4 protein-coding genes are annotated in these 12,573 nt (G+C 67.9%); 3 read left to right on the top strand and 1 reads right to left on the bottom strand.

What is annotated here, in order from left to right:
• Positions 1-4: 4 nt before the first annotated feature.
• From AC5Y5Z_RS20070 to AC5Y5Z_RS20060, 3 genes are all read left to right on the top strand, one after another.
• Positions 5-6,310, top strand: coding sequence for an SDR family NAD(P)-dependent oxidoreductase (locus tag AC5Y5Z_RS20070; protein ID WP_499927074.1), 6,306 nt, complete (start codon positions 5-7; stop codon positions 6,308-6,310).
• The gene (locus AC5Y5Z_RS20065) at positions 6,310-9,327 is read left to right on the top strand and encodes a type I polyketide synthase (RefSeq protein ID WP_499927072.1); all 3,018 of its coding nucleotides are present in this window, start codon (positions 6,310-6,312) and stop codon (positions 9,325-9,327) included. Before AC5Y5Z_RS20070 ends, AC5Y5Z_RS20065 begins: the two co-directional genes overlap by 1 nt.
• 174 nt (positions 9,328-9,501) lie before the next feature.
• On the top strand, positions 9,502-10,563 hold the full coding sequence (locus AC5Y5Z_RS20060) for a type III polyketide synthase (RefSeq protein WP_463825272.1): 1,062 nt from the start codon (positions 9,502-9,504) through the stop codon (positions 10,561-10,563).
• Between the two features lie 181 nt (positions 10,564-10,744).
• On the opposite strand, the gene AC5Y5Z_RS20055 is transcribed toward AC5Y5Z_RS20060, so the two are convergent.
• Positions 10,745-12,517 (bottom strand): ABC-F family ATP-binding cassette domain-containing protein, encoded by a 1,773-nt coding sequence (locus AC5Y5Z_RS20055; RefSeq protein WP_463825273.1) that lies wholly within the window; start codon positions 12,515-12,517, stop codon positions 10,745-10,747.
• Between the last annotated feature and the right edge of the window lie 56 nt (positions 12,518-12,573).

The raw sequence follows: 12,573 nt of genomic DNA, 5'->3' as shown, positions 1-12,573 counted from the left end.
AGGGATGCAGGACACCTCCAAGCACGTGGACTACCTCAAGCGGCTCACCGCCGATCTGCGACGTACCCGGCGCCGGCTGTCCGAACTGGAGGGCAAGCTGTCCGAACCGGTCGCTGTGGTGGGCATGGCGTGCCGGTATCCGGGCGGCGTGGATTCGCCGGAAGCGTTGTGGGACATGCTGATCGCCGGGCGCGACGGCGTCTCGGACTTCCCCGGGGATCGGGGCTGGAACATCGACGACCGCTACGATCCGGATCCGGACAAGCCCGGCAAGACCTACACCCGCCGGGGCAGCTTCCTGCACGATGCCGGTGACTTCGACGCCGGTTTCTTCGGCATCGGACCCAACGAAGCGCTGGCCATGGACCCTCAGCAGCGACTGATGTTGGAGGTGTCCTGGGAAGCGTTGGAACGCAGCGGAATCGACCCGGCCACGTTGCGCGGCACGTCGACCGGAGTGTTCGCCGGGGTGATCCACGCCGGGTACGGCGGCGAGGTCAAGGGCGAGTTGGAAGGCTACGGCCTGACCGGTTCGACGTTGAGCGTGACATCGGGGCGGGTGGCGTACGTACTGGGCCTCGAGGGTCCCGCGGTCTCAGTGGACACGGCGTGTTCCTCGTCGCTGGTGGCGCTGCACCTGGCGGTGCAGTCGTTGCGCGCGGGGGAGTGTGATCTGGCGCTGGTGGGCGGGGTGACGGTGATGGCCACCCCGGCGGCTTTCGTCGAGTTCAGCCGGCAGCGGGCGCTTGCCGCCGACGGCCGGTGCAAGGCTTACGCGGGTGCGGCGGACGGCACGTCGTGGTCCGAAGGTGCCGGGGTGCTCGTGGTCGAGCGGTTGGCCGACGCGCAGAAGTCGGGGCACCGGGTACTGGCGGTGGTGCGCGGCTCGGCGGTCAATCAGGACGGCGCCTCCAACGGGTTGACGGCGCCGAACGGTCCCGCGCAACAACGCGTCATTCGCGCGGCGCTGGCCGGCGCCGGTCTGACGGCAGCCGAGGTGGACATTGTCGAGGGGCACGGGACCGGCACCACGTTGGGTGATCCGATTGAGGCGCAGGCGATTCTGGCGGCCTACGGCCAGGACCGCAGCGAGCCGCTGTGGCTTGGTTCGATCAAGTCCAACATCGGTCACACCTCGGCTGCGGCGGGGGTGGCCGGGCTGATCAAAATGATGTTGGCCATTCAGCACCGGGTGATGCCCAAGACGTTGCACGTGGATGTGCCGACGCCGCATGTGGATTGGTCGGCGGGTGCGGTGTCGCTGCTCACCGACGCGCGGCCGTGGCCGGACCCGGGTCGCCCGCGGCGGGCCGGGGTCTCGTCGTTCGGTATCAGCGGTACCAACGCGCACGTGATTCTCGAAGAGGTGAACACACCCGAAAACGTTGCGGCACCGCCGTTCAGCGGGGTACTGCCGTGGGTGTTGTCGGCCCGCTCGGCAGCGGCACTGGCGAACCAGGCGCGCCGGTTGCTGGCGCATGTCAGTGCTGACCACAGTGCGCTGGATGTCGGTTGGTCGTTGGTCAGTACGCGATCGCTGTTCGAGCATCGTGCCGTGGTGGTGGGCGCGGACCGGGCTCAATTGCTGACCGGCCTGGAACGGGTTGCCGCGGCGGAGCCGGCACCGGGCGTGCTGATGGGCCGCGCGCACGCGGTGGGCCAGACGGCGTTCGTGTTTCCCGGTCAGGGCGCCCAATACCTGGGGATGGGACGCGGCCTCTATCAACGGTTCCCGTTGTACGCCAGAGTGTTCGACGACGTCGCCGCAGCGTTGGATGATCATGTGCGGGTGCCGCTGCGCCAGGTGGTCTGGGGTACCGATGAGGCGCTGCTGGAAAGCACCGAGTTTGCGCAGCCGGCCTTGTTCGCCGTCGAAGTGGCCCTGGCCGCCCTGCTGCAATCCTGGGGCGTCCTGCCCGACCTGGTGCTGGGTCATTCGGTGGGCGAGCTGGCTGCCGCGTACGTGGCGGGGGTGCTGTCGCTCGGGGACGCAGCGCGTCTGGTCGCGGTCCGTGGCCGATTGATGGCCGGCCTGCCCGCCGGCGGGGTGATGGTGGCAGTGACGGTCAGCGAGGCCGAAGCGGCGGAGCAACTCGGCGACGAGGTCAGCATCGCCGCCGTCAATGCCCCGGAATCGGTGGTGCTTTCGGGTGGGCAGGCGGCAGTCGGTGCGGCGGTGGGTCGATTGACGGGCCGCGCGCGCCCGTTGGCCGTGTCGCATGCATTCCACTCGGCACTGATGGAGCCGATGATTCCGGAGTTCTCGGCATCGCTGGCCGACGTGGCTGCCGGTGAGCCGCGAATCAGGCTGATATCCAACGTGACCGGCCGGCTCGCCGCTACCGGGTACGGCACGGCGGCCTATTGGGCCGAGCACGTGCGCAAACCCGTCCGGTTCGCCGACAGCGTGCGGCTGGCGCAGACGCTGGGCGCCGGGGTGTTCGTCGAGGTCGGTCCCAGCGGGGGATTGGCCGGACTGGTCGAACAGTGCCTCGACAATCCGGCCTTGCCGGCTGTGACGCTGGCCAAGAACCGGCCGGAGATCGACTCGTTGTTCACCGCACTGGGACAACTGTTCACCGCGGGTGCCGGCGTGGATTGGCGGGAAACGTTCACCGGTCTAGGGGCGCGCAGCACGCCGTTGCCTACCTACGGCTTTGACCGACGCCACTTTTGGTTGACCGACCTGGGAACCGGGCCCGCCCAGTTGGGTGCCGCCGGGCTGGACGGACTGGGTCATCCGCTGCTGGGCGCGGCGGTGGCGCGACCGGATGTCGGCGGGGTGGTGCTGACGGGTTGGCTGTCACCAGCTGTGCAGGGGTGGCTGGCCGACCATGTCGTCAGTGGCGTGCCGCTGTTCCCGGGCGCCGGCTTCGTGGAACTTGTCCTGCGGGCCGGAGAGCAGGCCGGCGCCCCGGTGGTGGAGGAGTTGACGCTGCTGTCGCCGTTGGGGTTGCCGGCCCCCGGCGGGGTGCGGATCCAAGTGGTGGTCGGACCCGCCGACGATGCGCGGCGGCCGAGCGTATGGGTGTATTCCGCTGCGCCCGAATCTGATTCGTGGATCCTGCATGCCGAGGGGGTGCTGGGTCCGGGTGGTATCCGCGGGGGTGCTGACCTGTCGGCGTGGCCGCCGGTCGGTGCCGCGGCGGTGGACGTGTCCGGGGTGTACGAGCAGTTGGCCGTTCGCGGCTACGCCTACGGCCCGGCGTTCCAGGGTCTGCGCCGGGTATGGCGGCGCGGACGCGAGATCTTCGCCGAGGTCGTCGCCCCCAGAGGCCTGAGTGTGGGCGGTTTCGGACTCCACCCGGCCCTGCTGGACGCCGCGCTGCAGGCCTGGGGAGTGGTCGAGGGCGGCGAGCGGTTGGCGTTGCCGTTCTCCTGGCAGAATGTGTCGCTGCACGCCGCGGGTGCATCGAGGTTGCGGGTCCGCGTCGCGCCGACCGGGGCCGGGTCGGTGTCGGTGGAACTGGCCGACTCCGGGGGGTTGCCGGTGTTGTCGGTGCGGGAGTTGGTGGTCCGCCCGGTGTCTGCCGACGCGTTGTCCGCGGCGATCTCGTCGGGTCTGGCTCCGGGCACCGGCCTGCTGGACCTCAGGTGGTCACCCGTGCAGAGCGACGCCGTCGAGTTCCGCGGCGATGTGATGGTGTGGCAGTCCGAGCCCGGCGCGGTGTCGGTGGCCACGCATCGGGCGCTGGAAGCGGTGCAGGCGCACTTGCGCGCGGGATCCGGTCTTCTCGTCGTGTCGACCCGCGGTGCGGTGGGGTTGCCGAATGAGGCCGTGACCGACCTGGCGGGTGCGGCGGTATGGGGCCTGGTGCGTGCTGCGCAGGCCGAGCATCCGAGCCGCGTGGTGCTGGTGGATTCCGATGACTCGATACCCGTGCAAGACGTGGTGCGGTACGGGGAGCCGCAACTGGTGGTGCGGTCGGGCGTGGTGTACGGCGCGCGGCTGGCCCGGGTCGAGTCGTCGGGCAACGTGCAGTTGCCGGATGGGTTGTGGCAGTTGAGTGTTGGTGACGGCGGCACGCTGGATGACGTTGTCGCGCGCCGCAGCGCGCCGCTGGAGCTGGGTCCCGGTCAGGTGCGTGTCGCGGTGGGTGCGGTGGGGGTGAACTTCCGGGATGTGTTGGTGGCGTTGGGCATGTATCCGGGCGGCGGGCAGCTGGGTGCCGAAGGCGCCGGGGTCGTCGTCGAGGTTGGGCCTGGGGTGACCGACGTATCCGAAGGCGACGCGGTGCTGGGTCTGCTGGGCGTGGTGGCGCCCGAAGCGGTGGTTGACCGGCGCTTGGTGGCAGCCGTTCCGGCCGGCTGGTCGTTGGACACGGCCGCCGGTGTACCGGTGGTGTTCCTGACCGCGCTGTACGGCTTGTCGGTGCTTGCCGGACTCAAAGCCGGCGAACGGGTCCTGGTGCACGCCGCCACCGGTGGGGTGGGGATGGCAGCGGTGCAGTTGGCCCGGCACTGGGGTTGTGACGTGTTCGCCACCGCCAGCCGGGGCAAGTGGGAGACGTTGCGGGCCATGGGGTTCGACAACGACCACATCGGCGATTCCCGCAGCCTGGAGTTCGAGACACAATTCCTGAAAGCCACCGACGGCGCCGGGGTCGACGTGGTGCTCAACTCCCTGGCCGGTGACTTCACCGACGCCTCGTTGCGGTTGCTGGCCCCGGGCGGGCGGTTCATCGAGATGGGTAAGACCGACCTGCGCTCCCCGGAAGCAGTCGCCGAACACTACGGGGCGGTCAGCTACCGGTCGTTCGACCTGATGGAGGCCGGTCCGGATCGCATCGCGGAAATGCTGGCCGAGGTGTTGGCAATGCTGCAGGCGGGAGCGGTGAAACCGCTGCCCGTGAGAGCTTTCGACGTTCGCTGTGCTCGGCAGGCGTACCGATTCGTCAGTCAGGCCCGCCATATCGGCAAGGTGGTGCTGACCATTCCGTCCAGACCCGACGGACCGGCCGAAGCGCAGTCGCCCCTGGCGGGGGGCACCGTGCTCATCACCGGCGGCACCGGGATGGCCGGCGCAGCGGTGGCTCGTCATCTGGTCGACCGGTACGGCGTCGCCAACCTGGTGTTGGTGAGTCGCTCCGGCGCGGCGGCCGACGGTGTCAGTGATCTGGTCAGCGAACTTCAGCGGGCCGGCACGCGGGTGGCGGCCGCCGAGTGCGATGTGACCGACCGGGCCGCACTGGCCGGTCTGCTGGCGCGGATTCCCGCCGAGTTTCCACTCAAAGGGGTCTTCCATGCCGCCGGCGTGCTCGACGACACCGTGATCACGTCACTGAGTGCGGACCGGCTGGACGCGGTGTTGCGGGTCAAGGTAGACGGCGCCCGGAATCTGCACGAGCTGACCCGCGACGCGAACATTGCTGCGTTCGTGATGTTTTCATCGCTGGCGGGAATCGCGGGCAGTCCGGGTCAGGGCAACTATGCAGCCGCGAACGCTTACCTGGACGCGCTGGCCGGTTACCGGCGCCACCAGGGTCTGCCCGGCCTGTCCATCGCGTGGGGGCTCTGGGAACAGGCCAGCGCGATGACCCGGCACCTCGGTGATCGAGACCTGGCCCGGATGCGGCAGGCTGGATTGTCGCCGCTGCCCACCGAACAGGCGCTGGCGCTGCTGGATGCGGCGCTGCTCACCGATCGGGCACTGGTGATCGCTGCCCGGGTGGACACCGCCGCACTGGTAGGTGTGGCCGAACTGCCGCCTCTCTGGCAGGATTTGGTCACCCGCCGTGCCCGGCGCGTTGTCGATGCGGCCGATACCGCCGCAGCCGCAACGGGTTTGCTCGCCCGCCTCCACGACCTGGCACCAGAGCAACGGCAGCGCGAGCTCACCGATTTCATATCGAGCAATGCCGCAACGGTGTTGGGTCATTCCAGCACAGTTGACATCGATGCCCACAAGGCGTTCCAGGAACTCGGCTTCGACTCCCTGACCGCCGTCGAATTGCGCAACCGCCTCAAAACCGCCACCGGGTTGACGCTGTCGCCCACCCTGATCTTCGACTACCCGACGCCGGCCGCGCTGGCTGAACATCTCGCCGGTGAATTGGTTGGCAGCGCGCCACTTGTCGCAGCGAAGCCCGACCTGATGGGCCGTTTCGACGACGTCACCCGCGAACTCGATGCCCTGATCCACCGGCCCGAGTGGACTGAGGCGGAAAAGACCCACGTCACCAGCCGCTTGCATGCGATGATCGCTGAGCTGACCGCAGCACCGGCAGCCGAGCCGAAGCCCGGCCGGGATAACGACATCGCCAGGGACGGCGAGTTGTTCGCCATCTTCGACGATGACTTCGGCCTCTGATGGCGCCAACCGCGATCGCCGTCATCGGGCTGGCATGCCGATTCCCCGCCGCGGCCGGCCCGAGTGAATTCTGGCGGTTGGTCAGTACCGGGCAGGAGGTGTGCCGCCCGCTCGATGCCGTGGCCGATTTCGACGCGGCATTTTTCAACATTTCGCCCCGCGAAGCGGCTGCAATGGATCCGCGCCAGCGACTGGCCCTGGAACTGAGCTGGGAACTGTTCGAGGATGCGTTCCTGGTGCCGGAACACCTGCGGGGCGGCCCGATCGCGGTTTATCTCGGCGCGATGAACGACGACTACGCATTGCTGACGCTGCGCGCCGACGCTGTCGACCACCACACGTTCGCCGGCATCAGCCGGGGGATGATCGCCAACCGGCTCTCGTACTTCTACGGGTGGTGCGGCCCCAGCCTGACGGTCGACTGCGGTCAGTCGTCGTCGTTGGTGGCGGTGCATCTGGCTTGTGAAAATCTACGTGCCGGCGCGGTCCCGATGGCGGTCGCCGGCGGCGTCCATCTGAACACGGCAGGCGAAATCGCAAGACTGGAAACCGAATTCGGTGCTGTCTCGCCATCCGGCCACACCTACGCATTCGACGAACGGGCGGACGGTTACGTGCGTGGCGAAGGTGGTGCACTGGTGTTGCTGAAGCCGTTGCCGGCCGCGCTCGCGGACGGAAACCGCATCCACGCGATCATAGCGGGGAGCGCGGTCGGTAACGCGGGCCGCGACACCTCCGGACTGACCGTGCCTTCGGCCGCTGCACAAGCCGAGGTGATGCGTCGCGCCCTGGCCGGCGCGGGCCTGCGGCCCGACCATCTCGACTACGTCGAAGCCCACGGCACCGGCACCGCGGTCGGGGATCCCGTGGAGGCTCGAGCCCTTGGTGAGGTGTTCGGTGCGCGCCGGAACCATCCGCTGCCCATCGGCTCGGTCAAGACCAACATCGGCCACACCGGTGCGGCGGCCGGCGTAGCAGGTCTGGTCAAGACGATCATCGCAGTCGAAACGGCTTGTCTCCCAGCAAGTCTCAACTTCAAGAGCGCCGGCACCGATCTGCACCGGCTGGGTCTTCAGGTCAATACCGCGCTGACCCCCTGGCCGCAGGGTGAGTGCCGGCGGGCCGGCGTGTCATCCTTCGGAATGGGCGGCACCAACGCGCACGTCATTGTCGAGCAGGCCCCCACCGTGCCGGACCCCGCTGCCCAGCGGGGCGGGCGGGTGACCGTTCCCTGGGTGCTGTCTGCGCGGTCGGCGCAGTCATTGGCAGGTCAGGCCGCCCGATTGGGCGGACTTGCCGACGCGGCCGACATCGTCGACGTGGGTTGGTCGTTGGTGGCGACGCGATCGGTGTTCGAACATCGGGCAGTGCTGGTGGGCGATGACCGTGCCCAGTTGGCGGCCGGGCTGGCGGGTTTGGTCGCCGGCGGGCCGGGCGGCGGCGCGGTGACCGGCCACGCGCGTTCACTGGGCGGCGTCGTATTCGTGTTTCCGGGGCAGGGAGCGCAGTACCCGGGCATGGGCCGCGAACTGTACCAACGATTTCCGGCGTTTGCCGCGGCCTTCGACCGTGCCGTCGACGCATTGGAACCGCACTTGAGTTTGCCGCTGCGGCAGGTGCTTTGGGGTGACGATGCGCATCTAACGGACGGTACCGAGTTTGCTCAGCCGGGACTGTTCGCGGTTCAGCTGGCGCTGACCGCGCTCCTGCGCAGTTGGGGCATCACAGCCGATGCCGTGCTGGGCCACTCGGTGGGGGAACTCGCCGCGGCCTGCGAGGCCGGGGTGCTGTCGTTGCCGGATGCGGCGCGGGTGGTGGCGGCCCGGGGCCGGTTGATGGCGGGGCTTCCGACCGGCGGGGTGATGGTCGCGGTTGCCGCCGGCGAGGGGGAGGTGCTGCCCTTGTTGGGCGCGCAGGTCAGCCTGGCGGCGGTGAACGCACCGGATTCGGTGGTGCTGTCCGGGTCCGAGGCCGCCGTGGGTGCGGCGGTGGAGCGGTTGACCGGTGCAGGGCGACGGGTGCGCCGCTTGGCGGTGTCGCATGCGTTCCATTCGGCCCTGATGGAACCGATGATCGAGGACTTCGCGCAGGTGCTCACCGGCCTGTCGGCGCATCCGCCGCGAATTCAGTTGGTGTCGAACGTAACCGGTCAGTTGGCTGACACCGGATACGGGTCGGCGTCGTATTGGGTCGAGCACGTACGTAAACCGGTTCGGTTCGCCGACGGGATGCAGACGGCGGTGGCTCTGGGTGCCGAGGTGTTCATCGAGGTCGGTCCGGGCGCCGGTTTGGCCGCGGACCACGACGTTTCGGCAGCGACGTTGATCCGGGGCCATTCCGAGGTGCTCACGTTGCTCACCGGGGTGGGCCGGCTGTTCGCCGCAGGGTTGCCGGTGGACTGGGTTCGTGTCTTCGACGGGCTCGGCGCGCGGCCGGTGGACCTACCCACCTACGCGTTCGCGCGGCAACGGCACTGGCTCGGTGGCAACGTAGCGCTCGACGTGGCCGCGCCGGTCGCCGCACAGTTGTCGACCGAGGATCCCGCCGAGCAGCGTCGCCTCCTGGTCGACGTGGTGTGCCTGCACGCCGCCGTCGTGCTGGGTCTGCACGACCGGCACGCCATCGATCCGCAACGCGCTTTCCAGGACCTGGGGTTCACCTCGATGAGCGGTGTCGAACTGCGCAATCGCCTCAAAACAGAGGCGAGCTTGGCGGGATTGCCGCTATCGCGGACCCTCATTTTCGACTATCCGTCCCCAGTTGCCCTTGCTGACTACCTCCTGCATGAACTCGGAAACCAGGAGAAACAATCCGATGACGAAAAGATCTGGTCGCTGCTACGAAATATTCCAATCTCGGAATTACGTCGAACCGGGTTGCTTGACAAACTCCTACTTCTCTCCGGTAATCCTCAAATAACCAGTTCAGACCTGATGGCTGCCGAAACAGACATCGACTCGTTGAGTCCGGACGCATTAATCGAGATGACCCGGTCCATTTCTGACGCAGGTCATTGATAATCCCGGTGAGATAATGCGGGACGGCTGTAATCCGGCGATCAAATAATACAGGTGTCGAATACCGCAATACTTTGCGGAGTCGTGGTAGGGCCCACTAAACTGGGCATTTCGGGACGCTACGGGGGCGGGCTACCCGGCAATCGATTGACTGAGACTGATTGAGGCAGGTGCATGAGCGTCATCGCAGGCGTGTACGGCGCATTACCGCCACACCGATACACCCAGGCTGAGACCACCGATTTGTTCGTCGAGTTCCCCGGTCTCAAGGAGCACGAGGAGATCGTCCGGCGTCTGCACACGGCGGCCAAGGTCAACGGCCGGCATTTCGTGCTGCCGCTCGACCAGTACCCGGCACTGACCGACTTCGGTGACGCCAACGAGATCTTCATCGAAAAGGCAGTGGATCTCGGTATCGAGGCGCTGATGGGCGCGCTCGACGAGGCCGGGTTACAGCCGCAGGACATCGACCTGATCATCACCACCACGGTGACCGGGGTTGCTGTCCCGTCGCTGGATGCCCGCATCGCCGGGCGGCTGGGTCTGCGTCCTGACGTGCGTCGGATGCCGCTGTTCGGCCTGGGTTGTGTGGCCGGGGCAGCAGGGGTGGGCCGGCTGCACGACTATCTGCGGGGCGCGCCCGACGACGTGGCCGTGCTGATTTCGGTCGAATTGTGTTCGCTCACTTACCCTGCCATCAAGCCGACGGTATCCGGCCTGGTCGGGACGGCGCTGTTCGGCGACGGGGCGGCCGCCGTCGTTGCCGTAGGCGACCGACGCGCCGAACAGCTGAACCCCGCCGGCCCCGACATCGTCGACTCCCGCAGCCGGATGTACCCGGAGTCGCTGCACATCATGGGCTGGGACGTGAGTTCGGCTGGCCTGCAGCTGCGGTTGTCGCCGGATCTGACCGACCTGATCGAGCAGTACCTGGCCGCAGATGTCGACGGTTTCCTCACCGATCACGACCTGACCAAGAACGACATCGGTGCCTGGGTCAGCCATCCGGGCGGGCCGAAGGTCATCAACGCGATCACCGACACCTTGCAGCTGCCGCCTGAGGCGCTTGAGCTGACATGGCGATCGCTTGGCGAAATCGGCAATCTGTCCTCGTCCTCGGTCCTGCACATCCTGCGCGACACCATCGAGAAGCGACCGCCCAGCGGCAGCCCCGGATTGATGCTTGCGATGGGTCCTGGATTCTGCTCCGAACTCGTCCTACTGCGCTGGCGCTGACGCTGACGCGCAATGAATTGGTGCGCAGCGTATTTGCGGTAGTCCGGCACTGCAGACGCATCACGTGCGGCGGGCGATGGGTCAGGTCCGGCAACGGTTGCAGGCCCTATCCCGTTGGTCACCGGACCCCGGCGCCGCTACAGCGTGCGCAGTACTTCGCCGGGCAGATGGGAGATCAGCGTCATTCCAGTGCTTCCGACAGCTCCAGCCAGTGCCCCTCCAAGGAGGCCACCTCGGCTTCGAGATTGCGCAACTCGTGGGTCAGCGCCGCGATCGCGACGTGGTCGGACTGATCGTGCTCGGCCAGTTCGGTGTGCTTGGCGGCGATCCGGTCGGCGAGACGGGCGAGTTGGCGGTCGATGGACGCCAGCTCTTTTTCCGCGGTCCGGCGTTGCGCGCCCGACATGGCCTGGGCCGCCGGTGCGGGCGCGGGCGTGGTGGGCCCGGTCGGCGCCGCCTCGGCCAGCCGTAGGTATTCGTCGATGCCGCCGGGCAGATGCCGCAACCGGCCGTCCAGGATGGCGTATTGCTGGTCGGTGATGCGCTCGAGCAGGTAGCGGTCGTGCGATACGACGATCAAAGTGCCCGCCCACGAGTCGAGCAGGTCCTCGGTGGCGGTCAGCATGTCGGTGTCGACGTCGTTGGTGGGCTCGTCCAGCAGCAGCACATTCGGCTCCGACAGCAAGGTGAGCATCAGCTGCAGCCGGCGTCGCTGGCCGCCGGAGAGCTCGCCGACCCGCGCCGACAGTTGCCCGCGGCCGAAGCCGAGGCGCTCCAGCAGTTGGGTGGGAGTCATGTCACGGCCCTCCACCCGGTATTCGGTCTGCAGGCGACCCAGCACGTCGGCGATCCGGTCCTCGGCCAGCGCTTTGAGCTCGTCACCACGTTGATCCAGCACCGCCAGCTGCACCGTCTTGCCGCGTTTGACGCGTCCGGAATCCGGTTGCACAGTCCCGGCGATCAAACCCAGCAGCGTCGACTTTCCGGCGCCGTTGGCCCCGACGATGCCGGTGCGTTCGCCTGGCGCGATCCGCCACTCGACATCCCGCAACACCGTCCGGCCCTCGAAGGTGACCGACACGTCCAGCAGGTCGACGACGTCCTTGCCCAACCGGGCTGTCGCCACCTTGGCCAATTCGACGGTGTTGCGCAACGGCGGTACGTCGGCGATCAGTTGATTGGCGGCTTCGATGCGGAACTTCGGCTTCGAGGTGCGCGCGGGGGCGCCCCGGCGCAGCCAGGCCAATTCCTTGCGCATCAGATTCTGCCGCTTGGCTTCCGCGGTTGCCGCGACCCGATCGCGCTCGACGCGCTGCAACACATACGCCGCGTAGCCGCCTTCGAACGGCTCGACGGTCCCGTCGTGCACTTCCCATGTGGTGGTGGCGACTTCGTCGAGGAACCAGCGGTCGTGGGTGACCAGTAACAGTCCGCCGCTGTTCCGTGCCCAGCGTTGTCCGAGATGGTTGGCCAGCCAGGCGATGCCCTGGATATCGAGGTGGTTGGTGGGCTCGTCGAGCGCGATCACATCCCAATCGCCGATCAGCAGCTGAGCCAGCTGCACCCGTCGGCGCTGACCACCGCTGAGGGTGGAAACCGTTGTTGCCCAATCGATGTCGGATACCAACCCGGACATCACGTCGCGGATGCGGGCGTTACCGGCCCACTGGTGTTCGGGCTGGTCGCCGACAAGCGTCGCGGCCACGGTGCTGGCCGGGTCCAGGGTGTCGGCCTGGCTCAGCGCGTTGACCCGTAGCCCGCTGCGGCGGGTGACCCGGCCGGTGTCGGGTTGGATCTGGCCGGTGAGCAGGCCCAGCAGACTGGATTTCCCGTCCCCGTTGCGGCCGACGATGCCGATGCGGGCCCCGTCGTTGACCCCCAGGGTGAGCGAGTCGAAGATCACCTGAGTCGGATACGCCAGGTGCACGGCCTCAGCTCCGAGTAGGTGCGCCACCCGCACGACGGTAGTGGGTGGAACGCGCCGGCATCGCCATTCGAGCGCTGCTGCCG

Source organism: Mycobacterium sp. NGS29, assembly GCF_059812965.1.
The sequence above is the reverse complement of the archived record's forward strand: the minus strand, read 5'-3'. Positions and strand labels throughout refer to the sequence as shown.

Bases quoted from the DNA above. Each gene is read 5' to 3' on its own strand.
- AC5Y5Z_RS20060 (WP_463825272.1), top strand. From the start codon at position 9,502: ATGAGCGTCATCGCAGGCGTGTACGGCGCATTACCGCCACACCGATAC.
- AC5Y5Z_RS20065 (WP_499927072.1), top strand. From the start codon at position 6,310: ATGGCGCCAACCGCGATCGCCGTCATCGGGCTGGCATGCCGATTCCCC.
- AC5Y5Z_RS20070 (WP_499927074.1), top strand. From the start codon at position 5: ATGCAGGACACCTCCAAGCACGTGGACTACCTCAAGCGGCTCACCGCC.